This window comes from Pseudomonas sp. R4-84, from assembly GCF_054130985.1.
In genome coordinates this window covers 3,889,200-3,914,811 of sequence record NZ_CP096390.1, presented here as the reverse complement: position 1 = coordinate 3,914,811, position 25,612 = coordinate 3,889,200, and the positions used below count along the sequence as shown (strand labels likewise).

The 25,612-nt window shown below is 60.8% G+C and carries 27 protein-coding genes; 22 read left to right on the top strand and 5 right to left on the bottom strand.

The features are described 5' to 3' along the window. The first annotated feature begins 3 nt into the window (after positions 1-3). From mltG to araH, 15 genes are all read left to right on the top strand, one after another. Entirely contained in the window at positions 4-1,164 is a 1,161-nt protein-coding gene (mltG, locus tag M1D68_RS17795; RefSeq protein ID WP_457967976.1) for an endolytic transglycosylase MltG, read from the top strand. A gap of 20 nt (positions 1,165-1,184) precedes the next feature. Beyond that, entirely contained in the window at positions 1,185-1,817 is a 633-nt protein-coding gene (tmk, locus tag M1D68_RS17790) for a dTMP kinase (protein ID WP_434560008.1), read from the top strand. Beyond that, a complete protein-coding gene (locus M1D68_RS17785; RefSeq protein WP_434560006.1) occupies positions 1,810-2,796 on the top strand; it encodes a DNA polymerase III subunit delta' in 987 nt (328 codons plus the stop codon). The genes tmk and M1D68_RS17785 overlap by 8 nt, the downstream gene beginning before the upstream one ends. A 40-nt stretch (positions 2,797-2,836) precedes the next feature. Beyond that, positions 2,837-3,193, top strand: coding sequence for a PilZ domain-containing protein (locus tag M1D68_RS17780; RefSeq protein ID WP_186611513.1), 357 nt, complete (start codon positions 2,837-2,839; stop codon positions 3,191-3,193). 11 nt (positions 3,194-3,204) lie between these two features. Next, positions 3,205-3,999, top strand: coding sequence for a TatD family hydrolase (locus M1D68_RS17775; protein WP_457967974.1), 795 nt, complete (start codon positions 3,205-3,207; stop codon positions 3,997-3,999). A 383-nt stretch (positions 4,000-4,382) separates the two neighbouring features. Beyond that, entirely contained in the window at positions 4,383-5,021 is a 639-nt protein-coding gene (locus tag M1D68_RS17770; protein WP_039593659.1) for a TetR/AcrR family transcriptional regulator, read from the top strand. A gap of 138 nt (positions 5,022-5,159) precedes the next feature. Then, on the top strand, positions 5,160-6,128 hold the full coding sequence (locus M1D68_RS17765; RefSeq protein WP_420767192.1) for a GTP 3',8-cyclase MoaA: 969 nt from the start codon (positions 5,160-5,162) through the stop codon (positions 6,126-6,128). A 211-nt stretch (positions 6,129-6,339) separates the two neighbouring features. Further along, complete coding sequence (locus tag M1D68_RS17760) at positions 6,340-6,945, top strand: DUF4823 domain-containing protein (RefSeq protein WP_039593661.1); 606 nt, start codon at positions 6,340-6,342, stop codon at positions 6,943-6,945. A gap of 15 nt (positions 6,946-6,960) precedes the next feature. After that, on the top strand, positions 6,961-7,521 hold the full coding sequence (locus M1D68_RS17755; protein ID WP_420767193.1) for a DUF1285 domain-containing protein: 561 nt from the start codon (positions 6,961-6,963) through the stop codon (positions 7,519-7,521). Positions 7,522-7,635: 114 nt separating this feature from the next. Beyond that, on the top strand, positions 7,636-8,379 hold the full coding sequence (locus M1D68_RS17750; protein ID WP_434560002.1) for a FadR/GntR family transcriptional regulator: 744 nt from the start codon (positions 7,636-7,638) through the stop codon (positions 8,377-8,379). Further along, entirely contained in the window at positions 8,380-9,255 is an 876-nt protein-coding gene (locus M1D68_RS17745; RefSeq protein ID WP_457967971.1) for an SMP-30/gluconolactonase/LRE family protein, read from the top strand. A 237-nt stretch (positions 9,256-9,492) separates the two neighbouring features. Next, entirely contained in the window at positions 9,493-10,311 is an 819-nt protein-coding gene (locus M1D68_RS17740; protein ID WP_434559998.1) for an SDR family oxidoreductase, read from the top strand. Between the two features lie 175 nt (positions 10,312-10,486). Further along, a complete protein-coding gene (locus M1D68_RS17735; protein ID WP_420767197.1) occupies positions 10,487-11,491 on the top strand; it encodes a substrate-binding domain-containing protein in 1,005 nt (334 codons plus the stop codon). Positions 11,492-11,566: 75 nt separating this feature from the next. Further along, positions 11,567-13,111, top strand: a complete 1,545-nt coding sequence (araG, locus tag M1D68_RS17730; RefSeq protein ID WP_420767198.1) for an L-arabinose ABC transporter ATP-binding protein AraG — start codon at positions 11,567-11,569, stop codon at positions 13,109-13,111. 10 nt (positions 13,112-13,121) lie between these two features. After that, complete coding sequence (araH, locus tag M1D68_RS17725; protein ID WP_420767199.1) at positions 13,122-14,090, top strand: L-arabinose ABC transporter permease AraH; 969 nt, start codon at positions 13,122-13,124, stop codon at positions 14,088-14,090. 205 nt (positions 14,091-14,295) lie between these two features. Here araH and M1D68_RS17720 read toward each other — a convergent pair whose 3' ends face one another. After that, positions 14,296-14,676: a Rho termination factor N-terminal domain-containing protein gene (locus tag M1D68_RS17720; protein ID WP_434559996.1), complete on the bottom strand. Its 381-nt coding sequence runs from the start codon at positions 14,674-14,676 to the stop codon at positions 14,296-14,298. 32 nt (positions 14,677-14,708) lie between these two features. Further along, the gene (locus tag M1D68_RS17715; RefSeq protein ID WP_434559994.1) at positions 14,709-15,056 is read right to left on the bottom strand and encodes a hypothetical protein; all 348 of its coding nucleotides are present in this window, start codon (positions 15,054-15,056) and stop codon (positions 14,709-14,711) included. Between the two features lie 167 nt (positions 15,057-15,223). Between M1D68_RS17715 and M1D68_RS17710 the strand changes: the two genes are divergently transcribed. Then, positions 15,224-15,706: a GNAT family N-acetyltransferase gene (locus M1D68_RS17710; RefSeq protein ID WP_030137727.1), complete on the top strand. Its 483-nt coding sequence runs from the start codon at positions 15,224-15,226 to the stop codon at positions 15,704-15,706. Positions 15,707-15,709: 3 nt separating this feature from the next. Here M1D68_RS17710 and M1D68_RS17705 read toward each other — a convergent pair whose 3' ends face one another. Further along, positions 15,710-16,342, bottom strand: coding sequence for a glutathione S-transferase family protein (locus tag M1D68_RS17705; protein WP_457967967.1), 633 nt, complete (start codon positions 16,340-16,342; stop codon positions 15,710-15,712). Positions 16,343-16,528: 186 nt separating this feature from the next. Here M1D68_RS17705 and M1D68_RS17700 point away from each other — a divergent pair, with 186 nt between their 5' ends. The 5 genes from M1D68_RS17700 to M1D68_RS17680 all read left to right on the top strand — a co-directional run bounded on the left by M1D68_RS17700 (position 16,529) and on the right by M1D68_RS17680 (position 21,635). Beyond that, on the top strand, positions 16,529-17,512 hold the full coding sequence (locus M1D68_RS17700) for a 2-dehydro-3-deoxygalactonokinase (RefSeq protein ID WP_420767203.1): 984 nt from the start codon (positions 16,529-16,531) through the stop codon (positions 17,510-17,512). Between the two features lie 19 nt (positions 17,513-17,531). Then, positions 17,532-18,152 (top strand): 2-dehydro-3-deoxy-6-phosphogalactonate aldolase, encoded by a 621-nt coding sequence (locus tag M1D68_RS17695; RefSeq protein WP_434607083.1) that lies wholly within the window; start codon positions 17,532-17,534, stop codon positions 18,150-18,152. Between the two features lie 49 nt (positions 18,153-18,201). Beyond that, entirely contained in the window at positions 18,202-19,350 is a 1,149-nt protein-coding gene (gene dgoD / locus M1D68_RS17690) for a galactonate dehydratase (protein WP_420767205.1), read from the top strand. A gap of 113 nt (positions 19,351-19,463) precedes the next feature. Next, complete coding sequence (locus M1D68_RS17685) at positions 19,464-20,774, top strand: MFS transporter (RefSeq protein WP_457967964.1); 1,311 nt, start codon at positions 19,464-19,466, stop codon at positions 20,772-20,774. Between the two features lie 57 nt (positions 20,775-20,831). Continuing rightward, positions 20,832-21,635 carry an IclR family transcriptional regulator gene (locus M1D68_RS17680; RefSeq protein ID WP_420767207.1) on the top strand — a complete coding sequence of 268 codons (804 nt, stop codon included), beginning with the start codon at positions 20,832-20,834 and terminating at the stop codon, positions 21,633-21,635. A 6-nt stretch (positions 21,636-21,641) separates the two neighbouring features. Here the strand turns inward: M1D68_RS17680 and M1D68_RS17675 are convergent, their stop codons facing one another. Continuing rightward, on the bottom strand, positions 21,642-22,694 hold the full coding sequence (locus M1D68_RS17675) for an NAD(P)-dependent alcohol dehydrogenase (protein WP_434559984.1): 1,053 nt from the start codon (positions 22,692-22,694) through the stop codon (positions 21,642-21,644). Between the two features lie 178 nt (positions 22,695-22,872). Here M1D68_RS17675 and M1D68_RS17670 point away from each other — a divergent pair, with 178 nt between their 5' ends. Next, positions 22,873-23,763 carry an AraC family transcriptional regulator N-terminal domain-containing protein gene (locus tag M1D68_RS17670; protein ID WP_457970758.1) on the top strand — a complete coding sequence of 297 codons (891 nt, stop codon included), beginning with the start codon at positions 22,873-22,875 and terminating at the stop codon, positions 23,761-23,763. 183 nt (positions 23,764-23,946) lie between these two features. Here M1D68_RS17670 and M1D68_RS17665 read toward each other — a convergent pair whose 3' ends face one another. Next, complete coding sequence (locus M1D68_RS17665) at positions 23,947-25,611, bottom strand: electron transfer flavoprotein-ubiquinone oxidoreductase (RefSeq protein ID WP_457967962.1); 1,665 nt, start codon at positions 25,609-25,611, stop codon at positions 23,947-23,949. Position 25,612 lies beyond the last annotated feature (1 nt).

The window sequence follows — 25,612 nt, the reverse complement described above, 5'->3', positions numbered from 1 at the left end:
TTCGTGAGACGTAAATTCTTGTTGTTGCTGGAGACCGGACTGGTTCTGGCAGGGCTGTTGTTGGGCGCTTCGGCCTGGAAAATTCATTCGGCGCTGCAGCAGCCGTTGAACATCACCCAGGAAGAGTTGCTGGATGTGCCCAATGGGACCACGCCGACCGGAACCCTCAATCGTCTCGAAGCCGATGGCCTGATCAAGGATGCGTTCTGGCTGCGCGTCTATTGGCGTTTCAATCTTGCCGGCCAGCCGTTGCACACTGGTGAATACCGGATGGTGCCGGGCATGACGATGGAAGGCCTGATCGGCGTCTGGAAGCGCGGTGAAGTGGTGCAGTACAGCGTGACGCTGGTGGAGGGCTGGAACTTTCGCCAGGTGCGCGCGGCGTTGGCCAAGGATGAAAAGCTCGAGCAGACGCTCGCCGGCCTGAGTGATAGCCAGGTCATGGATCGCCTTGGCCATTCCGGCGTATTTCCGGAGGGTCGGTTCTTTCCGGACACCTACCGATTCGTGCGCGGTACATCGGATGCCGACCTGCTGAAGAAAGCCTACGAGCGGCTCGATGATGTGCTTGCCAAGGAATGGGCGCAACGGGCCGCCGACGTGCCCTACACCCAACCCTATCAAGCATTGATCATGGCTTCGCTGATAGAAAAGGAAACCGGTGTGCCCCAGGAACGGGGTCAGATTGCCGGGGTGTTCGTGCGGCGCCTGCGCCTGGGCATGCTGCTGCAGACCGATCCCACTGTGATCTACGGCCTGGGGGAGCGCTACACCGGCAAGCTCACCCGATCCCATCTGAAAGAACCCAATCCCTACAACACCTACCTGGTGCCGGGCCTGCCGCCTACGCCTATCGCGATGGTCGGGCGCGAGGCGATTCACGCAGCATTGAACCCGGCCGACGGCAACAGCCTTTACTTTGTTGCGCGGGGCGACGGCAGCCATGTGTTTTCCGATGATCTGGAGTCGCACAACAATGCGGTGCGTGAATACCAGCTCAAACGTCGCGCCGACTACCGCTCCAGCCCGGCCCCGGCCACACCTGAAGATTCGGCGCCGATTCCCGCCGCGTCACCTGATACCGCGCCGCAAGACGGGTCCCAGGTGCCGCCTCAGGATCCGGCCCCCGAACCGGATGCCAGTGAGCCACCGAACCCGCAATGACTTTGACTAAGGATCGCCCCGTGACTGGTTTGTTTATCACGCTGGAAGGCCCGGAAGGCGCCGGCAAGAGCACCAACCGCGAATACCTCGCCGGACGCCTCCAGGCCGCCGGCATCGAGGTGGTCTTGACCCGCGAGCCGGGCGGTACGCCGCTGGCCGAGCGGATTCGCGAGGTGTTGCTGGCGCCCCTTGAAGAAGTCATGAACCCTGACGCTGAGTTGTTGTTGGTGTTCGCTGCCAGGGCGCAGCACCTGGCCGAAGTGATTCGACCGGCGCTGGCCCGAGGAGCCGTGGTGCTTTGTGACCGCTTCACCGATTCGACTTACGCCTACCAGGGCGGTGGCCGAGGCTTGTCCGTCGAGCGTATCGCTGCGCTGGAAACGTTTGTCCAGGGCGACCTGCGGCCGGACCTGACCCTGGTTTTCGACCTGCCGGTGGAAATCGGCCTGGCGCGGGCCAGCGCTCGTGGCAGGCTGGATCGCTTCGAGCTTGAAGGGGCAACGTTCTTCAATGCCGTGCGCAACGCCTTCATCGAGCGCGCCAAGGCCGATCCGACGCGTTACCTGTTGATCGATGCCGCGCAGCCGTTGACCCAGGTCCAGCAATCGCTGGATGCGGTGTTGCCCGGGTTGCTGGAGCGTGCCCGTGGCTGAAGCCTATCCCTGGCAGGACGGTCTCTGGCAGCAACTGGCCGGCCGCACGCAGCATGCCCACGCGTACCTGTTGCATGGCCCGGCCGGTATCGGCAAGCGGGCGTTGGCCGAGCGCCTGATGGCGAGCCTTTTGTGCCAGGCCCCGACGGCCACGAATGCCTGCGGGGAATGCAAATCGTGCCTGCTGCTCAAGGCTGGCAGTCATCCGGACAATTATGTGCTGGAACCTGAAGAAGCGGACAAAGCGATCAAGGTCGACCAGGTCCGTGACTTGGTCAGCTTCGTGGTCCAGACCTCGCAAATGGGCGGGCGCAAAGTCGTGCTGGTCGAGCCGGTTGAGTCAATGAACATCAACGCCGCCAACGCTTTGCTCAAGAGCCTCGAAGAGCCTTCCGGCGATACCGTCCTGTTGCTGGTCAGTCATCAGCCGAGCCGTTTGCTGCCGACCATCAAGAGCCGCTGCGTGCAGCAGGCCTGCCCGCTGCCCAGCCAGGCGATGAGTTTGCAATGGCTCGCCCAGGCCATGCCTGACAGCACCGATGAGGAACGTGGCGAACTGCTGACCCTGGCCGCCGGTTCGCCGCTGGCGGCCGTCAGCCTGCAGGCCCAAGGCGTGCGCGAGCAGCGGGCGTTGGTGGTGGACGGCGTGAAGAAGCTGCTCAAGCAGCAACAATCTCCAACGCAACTGGCCGAAGGCTGGAACGCCATTCCCCTGTTGCTGTTGTTTGACTGGTTCTGCGATTGGTCGAGCCTGATCCTGCGTTATCAGCTTACCGAGGACGAAGCCGGCCTCGGATTGACCGACATGCGTAAAGTCATCCAATACCTGGCGCAAAAAAGCAGCCAGGACAAAATCTTGAACATCCAGGACTGGATTCTTGCCCAACGTCAGAAGGTGTTGAGCAAGGCCAACCTCAATCGCGTATTGCTGTTGGAGGCGCTGTTGGTGCAATGGGCGAGTTTGCCTGGTCGTACCTGACAGAGGCACTAGACTCAGCTCAATCGCAGCGGAGACCAGCATGAACGAACCTGTCAGTCCCGGACCACGCAACGGCATTCTGTCCCTGACCATCAAGGACAAGTCGGTGCTCTACGCGGCCTACATGCCGTTTATCAAAAACGGCGGCCTGTTCATTCCCACCAACAAGAATTATCGCCTGGGCGACGAGGTGTTCATGCTGTTGAGCCTGATGGACGAACCGGAAAAAATCCCGGTCGCCGGCAAGGTGATCTGGATGACTCCCAAAGGCGCCCAGGGCAACCGGGCCGCCGGCGTTGGCGTGCAGTTCAACGAAGGCGACAACTCGGCTCGCAACCAGATCGAAACCCACCTGGCCGGAACGCTCAAGTCCGACCGTCCCACTCATACGATGTAGCCTGGCCCTTTATGCTCGTAGACTCTCATTGCCACCTCGATCGCCTTGACCTCGCCGCCCATGGCGGATCCCTCGACGCCGCCTTGGATGCGGCGCGCCAGCGAGGGGTGGGGCATTTCCTCTGCATCGGTGTCAGCGCCGACAACGCCGCCGACGTCAAGCGCCTGGCTGAACGATACGAAGACGTCGATTGTTCGGTGGGCATCCACCCACTGGATGTGCAGCCCGATGCCACGCCGGCCCTGGATTGGCTGTTGCACGAACTCGATCATCCGCGAGTCGTGGCTATCGGCGAGACCGGGCTCGACTATCACTACGAGCCGGAGGCCGCCGACGTCCAGCAGGCGTCGTTCCGGTTGCACTTGGAGGCCGCCAGGCAGACCGGTAAGCCGGTGATCATCCATACCCGTGGCGCGCGGGCCGATACCTTGGCATTGCTGCGGGACGCGGCGCTGCCCCACGCCGGTGTGCTTCATTGCTTCACCGAGGATTGGGATATGGCCAAGGCTGCCCTGGACATGGGTTATTACATTTCCTTGTCCGGCATCGTCACGTTCCGTAATGCCGACGCCCTGCGCGACGTCGCAAGCAAAGTGCCAGCCGATCGTTTGTTGGTGGAAACCGACTCGCCTTATCTGGCGCCCATCCCTTATCGTGGCAAGCCCAACCTTCCGCAGTATGTCCGGGAGGTTGCCGAATACCTGGCGATGCTGCGGGGGGAACCGTACGACCGGTTCGCGGAGCAAACCACCGAAAATTTCAAGCGGCTGTTCCCGTTGGCTCGGGTCCGTACGGCAAGAGCCTGAAATCGAGGCAAAAAAAACCCGGGTTCTGGGGGGTGAATCCGGGTTAAGACCATTAGGAGTAAAACAAAGGCACGCGGTCCGTTGGCACCTTTATCGGCGCGTCACTTGGGGGAGATGTCGTGCCGACAGTTCAAGTATTGATCAGTCTGGCGATGAGTCCAGTTTGACCGAGGTCGTTTTTAAACAAATTTGGAATACGTTCGCTTCGGATAAGTTCTCATTGCCGGCAAAGCCTGCCCAGGCGGGTCCGCGCTTACCAACTGAGGAGCTGGGGTCGCACCGTTTTGTGAAGAACTGTGGCCGTGCGCGGATGATCCGTGCATTTTTGCGTAAGTTAGGCATAATACCCGGCTTCGAATTTTGACCCTTCAGACCTTTTTCTTATGCACAAAGAACCTCGTAAGGTCCGTGAGTTTCGTCGCCGCGAGCAGGAAATTCTCGACACCGCGCTCAAGTTGTTCCTCGATCAGGGTGAAGACAGCGTCACCGTCGAGATGATTGCGGATGCCGTGGGTATCGGCAAAGGCACGATTTACAAACACTTCAAGTCCAAGGCTGAGATCTACCTGCGGCTGATGCTCGATTACGAGCGGGATTTGAACGAGCTGTTGCATTCGGCCGATGTCGACAAGGACAAGGAAGCGCTGTCCCGAGCGTACTTCGAGTTCCGCATGCGCGACCCGCAGCGTTACCGCTTGTTCGATCGCCTGGAAGAAAAGGTGGTCAAGGGCAACCAGGTGCCGGAAATGGTCGAGGAGCTGCACAAGATCCGCGCCTCGAATTTCGATCGCCTGACCTTGCTGATCAAGGGCCGGATCAGCGAAGGCAAGCTTGAAGACGTCCCGCCGTATTTCCATTACTGCGCTGCCTGGGCGCTGGTGCACGGCGCGGTGGCGCTGTACCACTCGCCGTTCTGGAGCAATGTGCTGGAAGACCAGGAAGGCTTCTTCCAATTCCTGATGGATATCGGTGTGCGCATGGGAAACAAGCGCAAGCGCGACACGGATACGCCGAGCAGTTGAGGCATTCAGCTGCTTAATTGCGCCATGTCCGCTTACATGGCGCAGTGCCCCAGGAATATACTCGGGCTTGGGTCTTGCGAAAACTTGATTTCTAGGTCAATTTTCACGGGCTCGATTCTTCTTTCGCCGGAGTGATCCATGATCGTTGACCGTCAAGGCAGGCGTTTTCGCAATTTGCGGATCAGCCTGACTTCAGCCTGCAATTACGCCTGTACCTACTGCGTGCCTGATGGCAAGCGGCTGGTGGCTGCGCAGGATGAACTGTCGGCCGAGGCCATGGCGCGAGGCGTGGCGTATCTGATCGAAGCGGCTGGAATCGAGCGGTTGCGCATCACGGGTGGCGAGCCGCTGGTCAGCCCCAAGCTTGAGAGCTTCATGACAGCGGTAGGGCAGATGGGCCTTGAGGACATCAGCCTGACCACCAACGGCCAGTTGCTGGCCAGGAAGCTGCCCCTGCTAATGAATGCCGGTATCCGCCGGATCAACGTTTCCCTCGACACTCTGGACGCCGCTGCCTTTCGCAGCATAGCCCGCGGAGGAGACCTGGCGACTGTGCTCGATGGCATGGAGCAGGCCCGGGCGGCGGGCCTGAAGATCAAGGTCAACATGGTGCCGCTGCGCGGGCAGAACCTCGATCAGGTGATGCCGTTGCTTGAATACTGCCTGGAACGTGGCTATGAGTTGCGCTTCATCGAGTTGATGCGCATGGGGCACCTGGCCAAGGATTCCAATGCGTTCCTTCAGCAATTCGTCAGCCTTCAGCAACTGCTGGGCCTGATTGGCGACCAATACGAATATCTGCAAGCCGACGCTCCCGTCGATGCCACGGCTGTGCGCTATGAAATTCCCGGGCTCGGGCACTTTGGCGTGATCGCCAACGAAAGCGTGCCGTTCTGCCGAACCTGTTCGCGACTGCGGTTGTCTTCCACTGGCTGGCTGCACGGCTGCCTGTCGTCGAGCAACCGTCATTACGTCGGCGATCTGCTGGACAAGCCCCGACACCAGGCGTTGCCGGCGCTCCAGCGCTTGCTGGTCAAGGCGTTGGGAGACAAGCAGGAAGTAGCGTTCTCGGGTGGCGCGACCATCATGAAAATCATTGGCGGCTGACTGGCTTCTCCTGGCGAGGTAGCTTGCTCCCGCTCGGCTGCGAAGCAGTCGCAACGTGCAAAGGGGCCGCTACGCCGAAGCGTCGGACCGGCCCAGCGGGAGCAAGCTCCCTCGCCACAGGTATTCCAAGGCGCATACCCTGCAAGCTGGCGCAAAAGCTGCATCCCACGGCCATTCGCCGGTTTTCCGTCACCGGTTTTTGGAGGATAGGATGCGTAGCCTGTTTTTGCTGCTGACCGTTTTGACGCTTGGTGGCTGCATGAATGTCAGCGATATGGGGGAGGGCGTTCGTTATCACATGAGCGATGCCGGCCTGCTGGACCATAGCGACAGCCGCCGTGTAAACAACCTGCGCATCCAGCCGGATTCCTTCATCTACATCGCTCAGGGCGCTTTTGCTCCGCCAGGTAGCGCCTATCCGCGACCCAACGTCGTGGCTGAAGAAGCCTTCAATGGATTCATCGAATATTTCCCGATGGTTCGTCGCGCCAGGGTCCCGGAAGGCCTCGATCAGGCGATGGGTGAAGCGCGTGCCGCCGGTGCCCACTATTTGCTCTACACCCGATTTGCCAAGGCGGACAACCGCATCGGCAACACCGACGAATGGCTGGATGAAGAGGCGGTGGATCGCCTGGGTGTCGACACCAGTGTGATTCAAATCATGTTGATCGAGACCAGCACCCAGTATTTGATTGATACTGCACGCATCAAGAGTCGTGGCGGTTTGCTGACGTTGCACGACAAGCAGCCACAAGACCTCATCGCCGCGCCGTTGCGTGAGTACGCCCGCAGCTTGTTGGGGATGAGCAACGAATAAACAGAAGGGGGCACCATGAGCGGACCGCAAAAAGCCAATGACCTGCTGGGGCAGATCCCCAAGACCAAAGGCCTGCCGCCGGTCCACTTGTGGAACCCTGACTTCTGCGGCGACATCGACATGCGCATCGCCCGGGATGGCACTTGGTACTACCTGGGCACCCCCATCGGACGCAAGCCGATGGTCAAGCTGTTCTCCACCATCATTCGCCGCGACGGCGATGATTACTTTCTGATTACCCCTGTGGAAAAAGTCGGCATCAAGGTCGATGACGCGCCGTTCGTGGCCGTGACCCTGGAGGTCGAAGGAGAGGGGGAAGGGCAGTTGTTGCGCTTTACCACCAATGTCGAGGAAGTCACCGAAGCCGGCCCGGAACATCCGATGCGGGTGATGATCGATCCCCAGACCCAGGAACCGGCGCCTTACATTCATGTGCGCAGCAATCTCGAAGCGCTGATTCATCGCAATGTGTTCTATCAATTGGTGGAGCTTGCGGTCAGCCGTGAGATAGATGGGCAGCGCTGGTTGGGCGTCTGGAGTGGTGGCGAGTTTTTCCCCATCGGCCTGGAGCCCTGATTTTTCTGTAGGAGCGAACTTGCTCGCTTTCACAAGGCGCCAAAAATTCAAATTGACACCCAATCGTATGATGATTAGCGTGGGCACCTAACAAGAAATGCCCACGGGGTGCTCATGTCCAGCAGTTTTCACGCGTCGACCGTCGATTGGCTGGGGGGCTGGATCGCCGCCGGCCAGGTCAAGCCTGGGCAAACCATCAAGGTCGAGGCGGATCTGGGCGAGCAACTGGGCGTCAGCCGCACGGTGATTCGCGAAGCCATCAAAACCTTGGTGGCCAAAGGCATGCTGGAAGTCGGGCCGAAGGTCGGCACGCGGGTATTGCCGGTGCGCCGCTGGAACCTCTTTGATCCACAAGTGGTGGGCTGGCTGTCGCGCAGCGGCTTGCCGGAGAATTTTGTCGACGATCTGCTGGACCTGCGCCGCACCATCGAACCGATGGCCGTGCGCTGGGCCTGTGAACGGGCGACGGCCGACCAGGTGCAGGCGATCCGCCTGGCCTATCATGCGCTTGAGCGGGCGGTGGACAGCGGTGCGGATTACAACCGCGCCGACCAGTTCTTCCACGAATGCATCCTCGCGGCCAGCCACAATCAATTCATCGAACAAATGGTCCCAGCCCTCGGAGCGTTGTTGGCGGTTTCGTTCGAGGTGTCGGCCGCCGACCCGGACGAACTGCGCCGCACGCTGCCGATCCACAAGGACATCGCCGAAGCCATCGCCGCTCGGGACGCGACGCGAGGCGTCTGGGCCTGCATGACGCTGATCGATAACGCAGACCTGGCCATCAAGCGTTTTTACCCCAATGTCATGGCCGGTCGAACAGACAACGCCGGGAAACTCGGGAACAGGAGGTTTTAAATGAAGTGGACGGCTGTGACGGAGCATCGGGCGAAGCTGGGCGAGGGGCCTTTTTGGGACGAGCCGACCCAGGCGCTGTATTGGGTCGATATTGCCGGCAAGCAGGCGTTGCGGCTGATTGGCAAGAACGTGCAGATCTGGCAGATGCCTGAGCACGTCTCTGCATTCATCCCGACCCAGAGCGGCGATGCCTTGGTGACGTTGAGCAGTGGCGTTTACCGGTTGGACCTGGACTCCCCAGGACTGGAACCGCGCCTGAAGTTGCTGTGCATGGCCGATCCCCAGCCGGGCAATCGCGCCAACGAAGCCCGCTGCGATGCGTTGGGCCAGCTCTGGCTGGGCACCATGCAGAACAACATCGGGGAAGATGGCGAAGACTTGCCCATCGAGCAGCGCTCCGGTGGGCTGTTTCGTGTCGGCGGCGATGGCCGCGTGATGCCGCTGTTGCGTGGCTTGGGCATCCCCAACACATTGTTGTGGAGCCCTGATGGCACGACCGTCTATTTCGGCGAGAGCCTGGACGGGACCCTTTATCGGCACTTCATTTACCCCGATGGAAAACTCGCGCCCGCCGAAGTCTGGTTCGGACCCCATTCCCGTGGCGGGCCGGATGGTTCGGCGATGGATGCGCGGGGCTATATCTGGAATGCCCGTTGGGACGGCAGTAGCCTGCTGCGGTTGCATCCGGAGGGTCACGTCGATCAGGTGATCGAATTGCCGGTCAGTCGCCCTACCAGTTGTGTATTCGGTGGTGAAGACCTACGGACTTTGTATATCACCAGTGCGCAAAGTCCCCTCAATCACCCATTGGACGGGGCGGTGCTATCGATGCGCGTCGATGTGCCGGGCGTGGCTTGTACACGGTTCGCGGGGTAAATCCCAAAATATGGGATGTAAATATATATATTGAGATTATTTGGCGGTCGGGTTTATAGTCGGCTCCATCAGCAATACGCACTCACACTTAAAAAAACAAAACAGGTGAAGTGATGCATCGTTTTTTCCCGGAACGCCTCGGCGGTGTTCGCGAATCAGTGTTGAGCCCACAGCTTTTGAACCGGCCATCGTTGGGTGTCCGGTTTTTGTCGTGTGTTTGCACTGGAGGCCCCGTCCATGGCTGAAGCGCTTTGCTTGCCGCCGGTGCCTGAGCCCGTGAAGGGCGAACGCCTTAAAGACAAGGTCGTGCTGTTGACCGGCGCTGCCCAGGGCATCGGCGAGGCCATTGTCGCCGCGTTCGCTTCGCAACAGGCCCGGCTGGTCATCAGCGACATCCAGGGGGAAAAGGTCGAAACCGTCGCCGCCCATTGGCGTCGACAGGGTGCGGATGTCCAAGCGCTGAAGGTTGATGTCTCGAACCAACAGGATTTGCACGTCATGGCCCGCCGGGCGGTCGAGTTGCATGGTCGCATCGACGTGCTGGTGAACTGCGCAGGCATCAACGTGTTCCGCGATCCGCTGGAAATGACCGAAGAGGACTGGCGCCGTTGCTTTGCCATCGACCTGGATGGCGCTTGGTACGGTTGCAAGGCGGTGTTGCCACAGATGATCGAACAGGGCGTGGGCAGCATCATCAACATCGCGTCGACCCATTCGTCCCACATCATTCCCGGTTGTTTCCCATACCCCGTAGCCAAACATGGCCTGCTGGGCCTGACCCGTGCCCTGGGCATCGAGTACGCACCCAAGGGCGTGCGGGTGAATGCCATTGCGCCGGGCTACATCGAGACTCAACTGAACGTCGACTACTGGAACGGCTTTGCCGATCCCCAGGCCGAACGCCAGCGCGCGCTGGACCTGCACCCGCCACGGCGCATCGGGCAGCCGATTGAAGTGGCAATGACGGCCGTATTCCTGGCCAGTGACGAAGCACCGTTCATCAATGCCTCATGCATCACCATCGATGGTGGGCGTTCGGTCATGTACCACGACTGAACATTCTTGGATTGCGGAGGGAAACTTCGCCTGTAATCCAATCATCATACGATATGACTATTTACACCTATGCTTGTGCAGTAACACGATTTGACCGGCCAGCCTGCGCAATTCCACCCATGTGGAGCAGATCCCTGGACGTTTGGCTTTCAATAAAAAAAACAAGGAGTCAGCTATGAAATATCGTCGTGGGATCCGTTCCCTGTGTCGTGCCGCCCTGGCGGTGACCGCGGTCAGCCTTAGCAGCAGCCTGCTGGCAGCGGATCCGGTAAAAATCGGTTTCCTGGTCAAGCAGGCGGAGGAGCCCTGGTTCCAGACCGAGTGGGCTTTCGCCGAGAAGGCGAGCAAGGACAAAGGCTTCGAGTTGATCAAAATCGCCGTGCCCGATGGCGAAAAAACCCTTTCGGCCATCGACAGCCTTGCCGCCAACGGTGCCAAGGGCTTCGTGATCTGCCCGCCGGACGTGTCTCTCGGCCCAGCCATCATGGCCAAGGCCAAGCTTAACGATCTCAAGGTGATCGCCGTCGACGACCGTTTCGTCGACGCCAAAGGCAAGTTCATGGAGGACGTGCCATACCTGGGCATGGCGGCCTTCGAGGTGGGCCAGAAGCAGGGCGCCGCGATGGCCGCCGAGGCGAAAAAGCGTAACTGGGACTGGAAAGACACCTACGCGGTGATCAACACCTTCAACGAACTGGACACCGGCAAGAAGCGCACCGACGGTTCGGTCGATGCCTTGAAGAAAGCCGGGATGCCGGAAGACCACATTCTGTTTGCGGCGCTCAAGACCCTCGACGTCCCCGGCAGCATGGACTCCACCAACTCGGCGCTGGTGAAGCTGCCAAGCGCTGCGAAAAACCTGATCATCGGCGGTATGAACGACAACACCGTGCTGGGCGGCGTGCGCGCCACCGAAGCAGCCGGCTTCAAGGCGGCCAACGTGATCGGCATCGGCATCAACGGCACCGACGCCATCGGCGAGTTGAAGAAACCGGACAGCGGCTTCTTCGGTTCGATGTTGCCAAGCCCGCACATCGAAGGCTACAAGACCGCAGAAATGATGTACGAGTGGATCACCACCGGCAAGGAACCGCCGAAGTACACCGCCATGGACGAGGTGACGCTGATCACCCGGGAGAACTTCAAGCAAGAGCTGGAAAAGATCGGCCTGTGGAACTGACGGCCGGTTGATTCAAAAGCGGCCCTGGCCACATGAGTGGCAGGGTCGCTTGATCTCTGTGAGTTCGAGGTGGTTATGCAAGCGCAAACAGCGACACGGCAACACAACATCGGCGGCAGCTTGCGATTCAACGGGATCGGCAAGTCCTTTCCTGGCGTGCAGGCGCTGGCCAATATCAGTTTCGTTGCTCATCCGGGGCAGGTGCATGCCTTGATGGGCGAGAACGGCGCGGGCAAGTCCACGTTGCTGAAAATCCTCGGGGGCGCCTACATCCCGAGCAGCGGCGACTTGCAGATCGGCGAGCAGACGATGGCCTTCAAAGGCACCGCCGACAGCATCGCCAGCGGTGTGGCGGTGATTCACCAGGAATTGCACCTGGTGCCGGAAATGACCGTCGCGGAGAACCTGTTCCTCGGTCATTTGCCGGCGCGTTTCGGCCTCGTCAATCGCGGCGTACTGCGTCAGCAGGCGTTGACATTGCTCAAAGGGCTGGCGGACGAAATCGACCCGCAGGAAAAAGTCGGTCGTCTGTCCCTTGGCCAGCGCCAGTTGGTGGAAATCGCCAAGGCCTTGTCCCGTGGCGCCCACGTCATTGCCTTCGACGAACCGACCAGCAGCCTGTCGGCCCGGGAAATCGACCGTTTGATGACGATCATTGCCCGCCTTCGGGACGAGGGCAAAGTGGTGCTGTACGTCAGCCACCGCATGGAGGAGGTGTTCCGCATCTGTGACGCGGTGACGGTCTTCAAGGACGGTCGTTATGTCCGCACCTTCGAGAACATGAGCGAGCTGACCCACGATCAGTTGGTCACGTGCATGGTCGGTCGCGATATCCAAGACATTTATGACTACCGCCCCCGCGAGCGCGGCGATGTGGCGTTGCAGGTGAAAGGCCTGCTCGGGCCGGGCTTGCGCGAACCGGTGAGTTTCCATGTACACAAGGGCGAGATCCTCGGCTTGTTCGGGCTGGTCGGCGCCGGTCGTACCGAGCTGCTGCGTTTGCTCAGTGGCCTGGAACGTCAGAGCGAGGGCAGCCTGGTCCTGCACGGCAAGGAATTGAAACTGCGTTCCCCCCGGGATGCCATCGCCGCTGGTGTGCTGCTCTGTCCGGAAGATCGCAAGAAGGAGGGCATCATTCCGTTGGGCAGCGTGGCCGAGAACATCAACATCAGCGCCCGTCCGGCTCATTCCGCGCTCGGCTGCCTGTTGCGTGGCGAGTGGGAGCGGGGCAATGCCGACAAGCAGATCAAGTCGCTCAAAGTGAAGACCCCGGCGGCGAGCCAGAAAATCATGTACTTGTCCGGCGGTAACCAGCAGAAAGCAATCCTGGGACGCTGGCTTTCCATGCCGATGAAAGTCCTGCTGCTTGACGAGCCGACGCGAGGCATCGACATCGGCGCCAAGGCCGAGATCTACCAGATTATCCACAACCTGGCGGCCGATGGCATCGCGGTGATTGTGGTGTCCAGTGACTTGATGGAAGTGATGGGCATTTCCGACCGGATCCTGGTGCTGTGCGAAGGGGCCATGCGCGGCGAGTTGCCGCGTGACCAGGCCGACGAATCCAACCTGCTGCAACTGGCGCTGCCGCGCCAACGCGTTGCCGACGCGGCGAACTGAGAGGTAAATCATGACCATCCAAAACAATGCACTGCCAACGGCGCGCAAACCCCTGGACCTGCGCCGCTTCCTCGACGACTGGGTCATGCTGCTGGCGGCCATCGGCATCTTCGTGCTCTGCACCCTGATGATCGACAACTTCCTGTCGCCGCTGAACATGCGCGGCCTGGGCCTGGCGATTTCCACCACCGGCATCGCGGCATGCACCATGCTGTATTGCCTGGCGTCCGGGCATTTCGACCTGTCGGTGGGTTCGGTGATTGCCTGCGCCGGCGTCGTCGCGGCCGTCGTGATGCGTGACACCAATAGCGTATTTCTCGGCGTGAGCGCGGCGTTGGTGATGGGGCTGATTGTCGGCCTGATCAACGGCATCGTCATCGCGAAACTGCGGGTCAATGCGCTGATTACCACGCTGGCGACCATGCAGATCGTACGCGGCCTGGCCTACATCTTTGCCAACGGCAAGGCGGTGGGGGTGTCGGAAGAATCGTTTTTCGTCTTTGGTAACGGCCAGATGTTCGGTGTGCCGGTGCCGATCCTGATCACCATTGCCTGCTTTCTGTTCTTCGGCTGGCTGCTGAACTACACCACTTATGGGCGCAACACCATGGCCATCGGCGGCAACCAGGAAGCGGCATTGCTGGCAGGCGTTAACGTTGATCGCACCAAGATCATCATCTTCGCCGTGCACGGTGTGATTGGTGCGCTGGCAGGCGTCATCCTGGCGTCGCGCATGACCTCGGGCCAGCCGATGATCGGCCAGGGTTTCGAACTGACCGTGATCTCTGCTTGTGTTCTGGGTGGCGTTTCGTTGAGCGGCGGCATCGGCATGATTCGCCATGTCATCGCCGGCGTGCTGATCCTGGCGATCATCGAGAACGCGATGAACCTGAAGAACATCGATACGTTCTACCAGTACGTCATCCGCGGCTCGATCCTGCTGCTGGCGGTGGTGATTGACAGGTTGAAACAGCGTTGAAGATTATTGGAGGCTGACCTGCCGCCATCGTCGGATCGCCGCCCGGAGCAGGCTCGCTCCCACACTGGCTCTGCACTGTCCGAAGTCCTGAGCCAGGCACAAAAACCTGTGGGAGCGAGCCTGCTCGCGAAGGCGTCGGCACATCCGACACTTCCTTAGCTGACCCACCGCATTCGCGAGCAGGCCCGCTCCCACAGTTTTCGCTCTACCCCGCCTTGCGCAACGCCTCGACCAGTTCCTGCTTGCGCATCTTCGAGCGTCCGGGAATATTTTTTGCCCGGGCTTCTTTCATCAAGCTGTCCACGGTCTGGGCCTCATGGGAGGCTTTGCTGGTGCGCGGCTGGCCTTCGCGGCTCTTGGCGGCGCGCCGGGCCGACTCCTTGCGGTCGGATTGCTTGGCTTCGGCGGGTTTCTTCTTGCCGGATCCACCAGAGCGTTCGCCGCCTCCCGATTGCTTGTTCACCGTGGCCCAGGCCCGAGCCTCGGCCTCGCCTTCCGACACACCTTTTTGCTCATAGCTGTCTTCGATGTGCTCGGCCTTGCGCTTCTGCTCATCGGTGTACTTGTCTTTGCTTCCACGAGGCATGGGAACGGTCCTCCTCAATGGCTGGGTAGAAGTTATTGACTGGAGGCCCCACCACCTTCAGAGCCTGAACCTCCGGTTGTGGTTTTCGAACCCACGCCAGTATCGGCATTGTCGGGCGCAGTGGAGTCAGGTGTGTTCATCCCGCCTTGGCGGCCCGTGTCGTTGCCTTGGACCCGCGGATCGGTGCCTGTGGCAGGCGGCTGGCCATTGTTCAAGGTGCCGCCCGTGCCATCGGTGTTCAGTTTGGGCAAACCTTGGGTGGCCGGCGAGTTGGGTGCCTGAACCGGGTCGGTCGGTCCGGTGCCACTGGTCGTGGCCGCGAAAGCCGCCGAAGACAGCAGCGTGGCGAATGTGAGTGCAGTCAGCCTTGAATAGATCATGGTGTCGCCTCCATTTTTTGAAATGCTTGCCAGATTTTTGGCCGCGCTGGAGAGGGGTTGGTGCCGCAGGGGCGACGAACGGCGCTATGGGGGGTGTCTTTAGAAGATGTGACGAGCGCCGCAGAGCGGCTTAGTATGATGCTTTCAATTGGCGACAAGGCCTGTTCATGTCCATCGAGATCCGTCCCGCGCAGCCCAGCGATGCGCCGCAAATCCTTGCTTTCATCACTGAGTTGGCCGATTACGAAAAAGCTCGCCACGAAGTCATCGCCAGCGTGGCCGACATCGAGCGCAGCCTGTTCAGCGAAGGCGCCACCGCCCACGGCTTGATCTGCCTGCGCGATGGCGTGCCGATCGGGTTTGCGGTGTTTTTCTTCAGCTATTCCACTTGGTTGGGCAGTAATTGCCTGTACTTGGAAGACTTGTACATCACGCCTGAACAGCGCGGTGGCGGGGCGGGCAAAACCTTATTGCGACATCTGGCGAAGATAGCCTGCGACAACGATTGTGGTCGCTTCGAGTGGAGCGTGCTGGACTGGAACACCCCGGCCATCGACTTCTACAAATCCCTCGGCGCGCAACCGCAGGAAGAGTGGGTGCGCTACCGGATGGATGGCAAGGTGCTCCGGGACTTCGCTAACGGCAACTGACGTTCATGAGTACGCGTCGGACGCCCACTGGGTAAACCCGGGTCGCTGTTGGAGTCGCGTGCAGTAAGCGGCCACGGCTGGATAGTCCGGGCGCTCCATGGGCGTCTGCCGCCAGCGGTGTACGGATAGGCCAATGAGTACGTCTGCGAGGGAAAAGTCCGCACCGGCTACGTAGGCGCCGGTGTGGTCCAGCTGTTGTTCCAGCAAGCCCATCTTCTCATTCCAGCCTTTGACGCCGGCGGCGATGAGTTGTGGGTCCTGGAAATCCGGGTGCTTGCGCACCAGTCCGTAAAACGCATCGCCCCACGACGGATTGAGCTCGGTGGCTTGCCAATCCATCCACTGCTCTACACGCGCCCGTGCGGCAGGCCCGACAGGCAGCAGGTCGCTGCGCCCGTGCTTGCCCACCAGATAGCGGCAAATGGTGTTCGACTCCCAGAGCACGCCGCTCTCGTCGACAATCACCGGCACCTGGGCGTTGGGATTCAATGCCAGGAACGCCGGGTCATGGGTCGACGCGAAGCCTATGCCCCAGTCTTCGCGTTCGTAGGAGATTTCCAGTTCCTGGCAAGTCCACAAGACCTTTCTGACGTTAATCGAGGAAGTGCGGCCGAGGATCTTCAACAATTGTCCCATCACTTTTTCCCTAAGTTGTTTGGCGTCCGGTCAGAAACGTAGCAGGGTCTTGGGTGGATGGCGATGCCTTCACGATAGAATTGATATCCCAATATGTGGGAGAGATATTTATATATTGAGATTTTCCTGCGTCCGGGTTTATAGTCCGCGTCACTCACTGCCCAATAAACAAAACAGGTGAAGCGGATGCAGGCGCAATTGATCGCGCTCGATTGGGGAACGACCTCATTACGGGCTTACAAACTAGCCGCGGGAGGCGAGGTGCTCGAACAGCGTTCGCTGTCGTCGGGGATCATGCAGTTGCCGTCCGGGCCGCGGACGATAGCGGGCCAGGTCTGCATCGACGGTTTTGAGCTGGCCTTCGATGAAGCCTGCGGCGATTGGCTCGATGCGCAGCCAGGCTTGCCCGTCATCGCCTGCGGCATGGTGGGCAGCGCCCAAGGTTGGCGGGAAGCGCCTTACTGCGACACGCCGGCAAACGTCGCCAATCTCGGACATTCCCTACAAATTATCCGGAGCCTTCGCGGTGTTGATGTTCACATCGTGCCAGGGGTAATCCAACGCTCCCGACTGCCCAATGTGATGCGCGGCGAAGAAACCCAGGTGCTCGGTGCGTTGCCTGGCTTGCCCAACGAAGCGGTGCTGATCGGCTTGCCGGGCAGCCATTCGAAATGGGTGGAGGCGGCCGAAGGCTGCATCGTCCATTTCGACACCTTCATGACCGGCGAGATCTTCGCCGTGCTCAGCGACCACAGCATTCTCGGCCGCACCCAGCAGCGCGGCGCGGCGTTCGATGGCGTGGCTTTCGATCGCGGCGTGCAGGTGGCGCTGTCGTCGGATGGGCAGATTGGCCCGCTGTCCACCGTGTTCAGCGCCCGCAGCCTGGGCCTGACCGGCGAGCTCGGCGCGAGCGCCCAGGCCGATTACCTGTCGGGTGTGCTGATCGGCCATGAGTTGACGGCCCTGGCCGCCGTGCAACGTCAACGGCGCAACAGCGTTCACCTGCCGACGGTCGTGCTGATTGGCAATTCTCAACTCTGCGCCCGTTACCAGCGGGCCCTCGACGCCTGCGGTTTCGCCCGCGTGATCCTGGCCGAACAGGCCACCGAACGCGGTTTGTGGCAACTGGCCTTGGCGGCCGGGCTGCTCGGACCCACCGCGTCGCGTTAAACCTGACTGGAGACCTGACATGCTCAAACAAGCATTGGCGCACAACGGGCTGATCGCGATTCTTCGCGGCCTGCGCCCCGAGGAGGCGGCATCTATCGGCGAAGTCCTGTATAGCGAGGGATTTCGAGTCATCGAAGTGCCGCTCAATTCCCCCGAACCGTACGAAAGTATCCGCATCCTGCGCAGTACCTTGCCCGCCGATTGCCTGATCGGCGCGGGTACCGTGCTGACCCCGGAGCAGGTGGAGCAGGTCAAGGCCGCCGGTGGCCAGGTGATCGTCATGCCTCACAGTGACCCGAAGGTCTTGCGGGCGGCAAAAGCGGCGGGGCTGTACCTGTCGCCCGGCGTCGCCACGCCGACCGAAGCTTTCGCCGCGCTGGCCGAGGGCGCTCATGTGCTGAAGATGTTCCCCGCCGAGCAAATGGGCCCGGCGGTGGTCAAGGCCTGGCTGGCGGTTTTACCGGCCGGGACCGTGCTGGTGCCGGTGGGCGGGATTACGCCGGACAACATGGCGGTGTTCGTCGAAGCCGGCGTCAAGGGTTTCGGCCTGGGTTCCGGGTTGTTCAAGCCGGGCCTGACAGCAGATCAAGTGGCGGTGCGCGCCAAGGCCTATGTGGCCGCATGGAATGCCTTGAACTGAAGACTTTTCCAGCGCTCCGAGCGCTGCATCTGACAAGAGAGACAACAAGATGAAAATCACCAAGCTGACCACGTTTATCGTTCCGCCGCGCTGGTGCTTCCTCAAGGTCGAGACCGATGAGGGCGTGACCGGTTGGGGCGAACCCGTGGTCGAAGGCCGTGCCCACACAGTGGCGGCTGCGGTTGAAGAATTGTCCGACTACCTGATCGGCAAAGACCCACGCAACATCGAAGACATCTGGACCGTGCTCTATCGCGGTGGCTTCTACCGCGGCGGGGCCGTCCACATGAGCGCCCTGGCCGGTATCGACCAAGCGTTGTGGGACATCAAGGGCAAGGCCCTGGGTGTGTCGGTCAGCGATCTGTTGGGCGGCCAGGTGCGGGACAAGATCCGTGTCTATTCATGGATCGGCGGCGACCGGCCGGCGGACACCGCCCGAGCGGCGAAAGAGGCGGTGGGACGCGGCTTCACGGCGGTGAAGATGAACGGCACCGAAGAACTGCAGTTCCTCGATACCTTCGAAAAAGTCGACCTGGCCCTGGCCAACGTGGCAGCGGTGCGCGACGCGGTCGGGCCGAACGTCGGCATTGGCGTGGATTTCCACGGCCGTGTGCACAAGCCAATGGCCAAGGTTCTGATGAAGGAGCTCGACCCCTTCAAGCTGATGTTCATTGAAGAACCGGTGCTCAGCGAAAACTACGAAGCCCTCAAGGAACTGGCGCCGCTGACCAGCACCCCGATTGCCCTGGGCGAGCGGTTGTTCTCGCGATGGGATTTCAAGCGGGTGCTCAGCGAAGGCTATGTGGACATCATCCAGCCGGATGCGTCCCACGCCGGCGGCATCACCGAAACCCGCAAGATCGCCAACATGGCCGAGGCCTACGATGTGGCGCTGGCACTGCATTGCCCGTTGGGTCCGATCGCCCTGGCGGCGTGCCTGCAACTGGACGCGGCTTGCTACAACGCGTTTATCCAGGAGCAGAGCCTGGGCATCCATTACAACGAAAGCAATGACTTGCTGGACTACATCAAGGACCCGCGAGTGTTCGACTATGACCAAGGCTTCGTAAAAATTCCGAACGGTCCTGGCCTGGGTATCGAGATCAATGAGGAATACGTCATCGAGCGCGCGGCCATTGGCCATCGCTGGCGCAACCCGATCTGGCGCCATGCCGATGGCAGTTTTGCCGAATGGTGAGTCACGCCTGACCCTGTGGGAGCAAGCTCGCTCCCACAATTTGATCTTCGCAAGCAGGGAGATCTTCTTCGATGCGCCCGTTTCCTCAATAAACATAAAAAGAGGCACCTCACATGCAAGCGCACACCCTGAGCGCGCAGGCGTCGTCGGTGACGCCCAGCCGCAAGCGTTTTTTCATCATGGTGTTGCTGTTCATCACGGTGGTGATCAACTACCTGGACCGCAGCAATCTCTCGATCGCGGCCCCCGCATTGACCAGCGACCTGGGCATCGACCCGATCCACGTCGGGCTGATTTTCTCGGCGTTCGGCTGGACCTACGCCGCCATGCAGATCCCCGGCGGCTGGCTGGTGGACCGGGTGCCGCCGCGCATCCTGTATAGCGTGGCGTTGTTGCTGTGGTCGGCGGCCACGGTGATGCTCGGTGTTGCCGCCAGTTTCATCGCGCTGTTCGTGCTGCGCATGGCCGTCGGTGCTCTGGAAGCGCCGGCTTATCCGATCAACAGCCGCGTGGTCACCACTTGGTTTCCCGAGCGCGAGCGGGCCACGGCCATTGGTTTCTATACCTCCGGGCAGTTCGTTGGGCTCGCATTTTTGACTCCGGTGCTGGCGTGGCTGCAACACGCGTTTGGTTGGCACATGGTGTTTGTCGCCACGGGCGCGGTGGGCATTCTCTGGGCGGTGATCTGGTATGCGGTATATCGCGAGCCTCGGGATTTCAAGGGCGCCAATGCCGCGGAAATCGAGTTGATCCGTGAGGGTGGAGGGCTGGTGGACATCCAGGCCGATACCGCCAAGGCCAAGGCCAAATTCAGCTGGAGCGACCTGGGCATCGTCCTGACCCAACGCAAGTTATGGGGTATCTACCTGGGGCAGTTCTGCCTCAACTCCACGCTGTGGTTTTTCCTGACGTGGTTCCCGACCTACCTGGTGAAGTATCGCGGCATGGACTTCATCAAGTCCGGCTTGCTGGCGTCGTTGCCGTTCCTTGCGGCATTCGTCGGCGTGCTGTGTTCCGGCTTCTTCTCGGACTGGCTGATCCGCCGAGGCGCCACGGTGGGTTTTGCGCGCAAGCTGCCGATCATTGGCGGGCTGCTGATTTCCACCTCGATCATCGGCGCCAACTTCGTGGAGTCGACGCCCCTGGTGATCGCCTTCCTGGCCCTGGCGTTCTTCGGCAATGGCCTGGCGTCGATCACGTGGTCACTGGTTTCCACTTTGGCACCGGCGCGGTTGCTCGGTTTGACCGGCGGGGTGTTCAATCTCATCGGTAATCTGGCGGCCATCGCCACGCCGATTGTCATCGGCTTCCTTGCCAGCGGTGATTCGTTTGCCCCGGCCATTACCTATATCGCCGTATTGGCATTGGCCGGGGCGCTGTCCTACATCCTGCTGGTCGGGAAGGTCGAGCGCATCGAGTTGTAGTCCGACGGGGCGGGCGACCATAATGCCGCCCGTTCCCCGCACTGTTGAAGGCCGGATATGCAGCAAGACGATCCAAAAATCATCAAGGATGCCGCTCCTACTGGCACGCAGACCTTGCTGCGCGGCCTGGGCGTGGTCCAGGCGGTCGCCAGCGGTGCTCGCGACTTGAAGGAAATCGCCCGGCTGATCGGCACCACCCGCAGCACCACCCACCGCCTGGCCAGTTGCCTGGTGGACGAACGTTACCTGCGCGTGGTGCCGCAAGTGGGTTACCTGCTGGGGCCGAAGTTGATCGAGCTGGGTTTCCAGGCTCGGGAAGAGTTGCCACTGGTGAGCCTGGCGGGGCCGTACCTGGACGAGTTGTCGGCGCTCACCGGGGACACCGTTCACCTGGCGATTCGCGAGGGCGACGAAGTCTTGTATCTGCTGAAAAATCCGGGGCGTAACGGGCCGGAAATGCGTTCGCGCGTGGGCCATCGCATGCCGTTGGCGCGGACAGGGATCGGCAAGGCGCTGATGCTCGATGATGCCCAGGAACAATGGAAGCGGCTGTACGAAATCAGCCTGCCTGCGGGTGGGAAGAATCAATTCTGGCCCCAGCACCAGGAGCAATCCTGGGAACAGTTCCAGCAACGGATGGTGGAGTATGTGGCGGGGGGCTATGCCTTCGACCTGGAGGACAACGAACCGTCGATCCGCTGTGTGGCGGCGCCGATCCGTGACGCCGGCAAGCGCATCGTCGCCGGTATCAGCATCGCCAGCACGGTGCCGTACATGCCTTTGGAAAAGATGGCCGAGCTGATTCCCCTGGTCAAAGGGGTCACAGCCCGGCTGTCGGCGGAACTGGGTGCCAAGGTTTGACGAACGTCAGGCCTTGAGCGTCGCCATGTCGATGACGAAGCGGTACTTCACATCCCCGGCGATCATGCGGCTGTAGGCCTCGTTGATCTGGCGGATGTCGAGCATTTCAATGTCGCAGCTGATGTTATGTTTTGCGCAGAAATCCAGCATTTCCTGGGTTTCGGCGATGCCGCCAATCAGCGAGCCGGCCAACACTCGGCGACCCAGGATCAGCTTTGCCGCGTGTACGGGTGGGTCGACCGGCTCGACCAGGCCGACGATGATGTGCACGCCGTTGAAATGCAGCGTATCGAGGTAGGGATTGAGGTCGTGCTGCACCGGAATGGTGTCCAGCAGGAAGTTGAAACGTCCGGCGGCGGCCGCCATCTGTTCGGCGTCGGTGGACACGATCACATGGTCCGCGCCTTGGCGACGGGCTTCTTCTGCCTTGCTCGCCGAGCGAGTGAACAACGTCACTTCCGCGCCCATGGCCTTGGCGAACTTGATGCCCATGTGGCCCAGGCCACCCATCCCCAGCACGCCGACCTTGTCTCCGGCCTTCACGCCATAATGCTTGAGGGGAGAGTAGGTGGTGATGCCTGCGCAGAGCAGCGGCGCGGCGCTGGCCGGGTCGAGTGTCTGAGGGACGCGCAGTACGAAATGCTGGCTGACCACGATGCTGTCGGAATAGCCACCCATGGTGTGGCCGCCGCTCACGTGGTCCGGGCTGGCGTAGGTCTGGGTCATGCCTTCCAGGCAGTATTGTTCCAGATCGGCACGGCAAGCTTCGCATTCGCGGCAGGAGTCGACCATGCAGCCTACGCCTACCAGGTCGCCGACCTTGTGATGGGTGACATTCGCCCCCACGGCGGTGACTTTGCCGATGATTTCGTGGCCGGGCATCAGCGGATAGACGGCGATGCCCCATTCGTTCCGGGCCTGATGGATGTCGGAGTGGCAGACGCCGCAGTAGAGAATTTCGATCGCCACATCGTCCGCACGCGGGCTGCGGCGCTCGAACTTCATGGGGGCGAGGGGCGTGGTGGCCGATTGGGCGGCATAGCCGATGGCTGTGTACATGATGGACCTCGCTATCATTGAACGGTGAGGGGTTCATTCTGGGAGGCAGGGCGGCCGGTGGCGATGGCGATTCCTACGCCTGTCATGCCTAATCCTACGGCGTTGGCCAGGATTCGATTCCATGTGGCGCCAGACCTGCGATGATGTTTTCATCCCTTTCTTCGTGAAGTTTTCGCTCATGCTGCTGACCCGTCATCTCGATGCCAACGCCACGCTGGTTTCGCTGATAGAACCTTTGGCGACCCACGACGGTTTTGTTCCTACGCGACTGCCAGGGGTGCACGCGCTTCGCGCCAGCCAGGACGTCGCTCGTGGCCCGCAGCTCTACGAACCGAGCCTGGTGATCATTGCCCAGGGCAGCAAACTGGCGTACCTGGGGCCCCGCACAATGGAATATGGCGCGGGGCATTATCTGATCCAGGCCCTGCCGGTGCCGTTCGAATGCGAAACCTACGCCATGCCCAATGCTCCGCTGTATGGAATTTCCGTTGCGATCGATCGGGCGATGCTGGGCGACCTGGTGCTGGCCATGGGGTTGATGCCGGGGCGGAATCTGCCGCCTCAGACGCCGGAGTCCATGACTTGCGCAGTGCTCGATGACGCCATGCGTGGGTGTGTCGAGCGCTTGTTGCGCTGCTTGCACGACCCGTTGGAATGCCAGGTCATGGGCCAGGCGCGGCTGCGGGAGCTGCTGTTCGTCGCGTTGCGCGGACCCCAGGCCGATGTGCTGCGGGCGTTGGTGGAACAACAGGGCCAGTTCGCCCGGATTGCCGCTGCCCTGGGCCATTTGCATGCGCACTTCACCGAGCCGTTGAACGTCGAGATCCTGGCCAGTCGCGCGAACATGAGTGCTTCGACCTTTCACGAGCATTTCAAACGCAGCACGTTGCTATCGCCGGTGCAGTACCTCAAGCGATTGCGCCTACTCAAGGCCCAGCGGCTGCTGCTCTGCGAGGGCATGAGCGTGGCCCAGGTCGCGCACCAGGTGGGGTATCAGAGCCCGTCGCAATTCAGCCGGGAGTACAAGCGTTACTTCGAGCGCAACCCAGGGGACGAACGCGCCGCCTGAATTGTGCAGGGAACCCTGTGGGAGCGAGCCTGCTCGCGAAAGCGGTTTATCATTCAACACACATGTCGACTGAGACACCATTTCGCGAGCAGGCTCGCTCCCACTTTGGTTCGGTGTGTTTCCCGGAATCGCGGGCAACAAAAAGGCCCCCATTGCGGGAGCCTCGATGTTCAGCGTTCCGGCTTACATGTTCGGGTAAGTCGGTCCGCCGGCGCCTTCCGGCGTGACCCAGGTGATGTTCTGTGCAGGGTCCTTGATGTCGCAGGTCTTGCAGTGAACGCAGTTCTGGGCGTTGATCTGGAAGCGCTTCTCGCCATCTTCCTTGGTGATCACTTCATAAACGCCGGCCGGGCAGTAGCGCTGGGCCGGTTCGTCGTACAGCGGCAGGTTCTTGCTGATCGGGATGCTCGGGTCGGTCAGCTTCAGGTGGCAAGGCTGCTCTTCTTCATGGTTGGTACCGGAGATGAACACCGAGCTGAGCTTGTCGAAGCTGATCTTGCCGTCCGGCTTCGGGTAGTCGATCTTCTTGCATTCGGCCGCAGGTTTCAGGCAAGCATAATCTGGCTTGGTGTCGCGCAGCGTGAACGGAATCTTGCCGCCGAAAATGTTCTGGTCGAGCCAGTTGAAACCGCCGCCGATGATCGCACCGTACTTGTGGATCGCCGCGCCGAAGTTGCGGCTGGCGAACAGCTCTTCATACAGCCAGCTGTTCTTGAAACTGTTGACATAGGCCGTCAGTTCATCGCCGCCTTCGGACTCGGCGAACAGGCGATCAGCCACGGCTTCGGCAGCGAGCATGCCGGATTTCATGGCGGTGTGACTGCCCTTGATCTTGGCGAAGTTCAGGGTGCCGAGGTCGCAACCGATCAGCGCGCCGCCCTTGAAGACCATCTTGGGCAGCGAGTTCAGGCCGCCCTTGGCGATCGCGCGAGCGCCGTAACTGACGCGCTTGCCGCCTTCCAGATACTGCTTGAGCACAGGGTGATGCTTGAGGCGCTGGAACTCGTCGAATGGTGACAGGAAGGTGTTGCTGTAGGACAGGTCGACGATCAAGCCGACGACCACTTGGTTGTTTTCCAGGTGATAAAGGAAAGAGCCGCCGGTATTTTCGGTGCCCATGATGTCCAGCGGCCAGCCGGCGGTGTGCACCACCAAGCCTGGTTGATGCTTGGCCGGGTCGATTTCCCAGATTTCCTTCAGGCCGATGCCGTAGTGCTGGGTGTCGGCTTCGCTGTCCAGGTTGAAGCGCTTGATCAATTGCTTGCCAATGTGGCCACGGCAGCCTTCGGCGAACAGCGTGTACTTGCCGCGCAACTCCATTCCAGGGGTGTAGAGGCCTTCTTTCGGATTGCCTTCGCGGTCGACACCAAGGTCGCCGGTGATGATCCCGCGGACGACGCCGTTTTCGTCGAACAACGCTTCCTGGGCGGCGAAGCCCGGGTAGATTTCCACGCCCAGGTTCTCGGCCTGCTGGGCCAGCCAACGGCAAAGATTGCCAAGGGAAATAATATAGTTGCCTTCGTTGTGCATGGTCTTGGGCACAAAGAAGTCAGGGATTTTGCTCGCGGTCTCGGCGTTTCTCAGGACATAAATGTCATCGCGCTTGACCGGCGTGTTCAACGGAGCGCCGAGCTCTTTCCAATCCGGAAACAGTTCGTTCAGGGCGCGCGGTTCGAACACCGCGCCGGAGAGGATGTGCGCGCCGACTTCGGAGCCTTTTTCGACCACGCAGACGCTGATTTCCTTACCGGCTTCGGCGGCCTTCTGTTTCAGTCGGCAAGCGGCAGACAGGCCAGCGGGGCCGGCACCGACGATGACCACGTCGAATTCCATGTATTCGCGTTCCACA

Excerpts from the sequence above, each read along its gene's own strand:
- M1D68_RS17780 (WP_186611513.1), top strand. The coding sequence starts at position 2,837 with ATGAACGAACCTGTCAGTCCCGGACCACGCAACGGCATTCTGTCCCTG.
- M1D68_RS17775 (WP_457967974.1), top strand. The coding sequence starts at position 3,205 with ATGCTCGTAGACTCTCATTGCCACCTCGATCGCCTTGACCTCGCCGCC.
- M1D68_RS17770 (WP_039593659.1), top strand. The coding sequence starts at position 4,383 with ATGCACAAAGAACCTCGTAAGGTCCGTGAGTTTCGTCGCCGCGAGCAG.
- M1D68_RS17765 (WP_420767192.1), top strand. The coding sequence starts at position 5,160 with ATGATCGTTGACCGTCAAGGCAGGCGTTTTCGCAATTTGCGGATCAGC.
- M1D68_RS17760 (WP_039593661.1), top strand. The coding sequence starts at position 6,340 with ATGCGTAGCCTGTTTTTGCTGCTGACCGTTTTGACGCTTGGTGGCTGC.
- M1D68_RS17755 (WP_420767193.1), top strand. The coding sequence starts at position 6,961 with ATGAGCGGACCGCAAAAAGCCAATGACCTGCTGGGGCAGATCCCCAAG.
- M1D68_RS17750 (WP_434560002.1), top strand. The coding sequence starts at position 7,636 with ATGTCCAGCAGTTTTCACGCGTCGACCGTCGATTGGCTGGGGGGCTGG.
- M1D68_RS17745 (WP_457967971.1), top strand. The coding sequence starts at position 8,380 with ATGAAGTGGACGGCTGTGACGGAGCATCGGGCGAAGCTGGGCGAGGGG.
- M1D68_RS17740 (WP_434559998.1), top strand. The coding sequence starts at position 9,493 with ATGGCTGAAGCGCTTTGCTTGCCGCCGGTGCCTGAGCCCGTGAAGGGC.
- M1D68_RS17735 (WP_420767197.1), top strand. The coding sequence starts at position 10,487 with ATGAAATATCGTCGTGGGATCCGTTCCCTGTGTCGTGCCGCCCTGGCG.
- araG (WP_420767198.1), top strand. The coding sequence starts at position 11,567 with ATGCAAGCGCAAACAGCGACACGGCAACACAACATCGGCGGCAGCTTG.
- araH (WP_420767199.1), top strand. The coding sequence starts at position 13,122 with ATGACCATCCAAAACAATGCACTGCCAACGGCGCGCAAACCCCTGGAC.
- M1D68_RS17720 (WP_434559996.1), bottom strand. The coding sequence starts at position 14,676 with ATGCCTCGTGGAAGCAAAGACAAGTACACCGATGAGCAGAAGCGCAAG.
- M1D68_RS17715 (WP_434559994.1), bottom strand. The coding sequence starts at position 15,056 with ATGATCTATTCAAGGCTGACTGCACTCACATTCGCCACGCTGCTGTCT.
- M1D68_RS17710 (WP_030137727.1), top strand. The coding sequence starts at position 15,224 with ATGTCCATCGAGATCCGTCCCGCGCAGCCCAGCGATGCGCCGCAAATC.
- M1D68_RS17705 (WP_457967967.1), bottom strand. The coding sequence starts at position 16,342 with ATGGGACAATTGTTGAAGATCCTCGGCCGCACTTCCTCGATTAACGTC.
- M1D68_RS17700 (WP_420767203.1), top strand. The coding sequence starts at position 16,529 with ATGCAGGCGCAATTGATCGCGCTCGATTGGGGAACGACCTCATTACGG.
- M1D68_RS17695 (WP_434607083.1), top strand. The coding sequence starts at position 17,532 with ATGCTCAAACAAGCATTGGCGCACAACGGGCTGATCGCGATTCTTCGC.
- dgoD (WP_420767205.1), top strand. The coding sequence starts at position 18,202 with ATGAAAATCACCAAGCTGACCACGTTTATCGTTCCGCCGCGCTGGTGC.
- M1D68_RS17685 (WP_457967964.1), top strand. The coding sequence starts at position 19,464 with ATGCAAGCGCACACCCTGAGCGCGCAGGCGTCGTCGGTGACGCCCAGC.
- M1D68_RS17680 (WP_420767207.1), top strand. The coding sequence starts at position 20,832 with ATGCAGCAAGACGATCCAAAAATCATCAAGGATGCCGCTCCTACTGGC.
- M1D68_RS17675 (WP_434559984.1), bottom strand. The coding sequence starts at position 22,694 with ATGTACACAGCCATCGGCTATGCCGCCCAATCGGCCACCACGCCCCTC.
- M1D68_RS17670 (WP_457970758.1), top strand. The coding sequence starts at position 22,873 with ATGCTGCTGACCCGTCATCTCGATGCCAACGCCACGCTGGTTTCGCTG.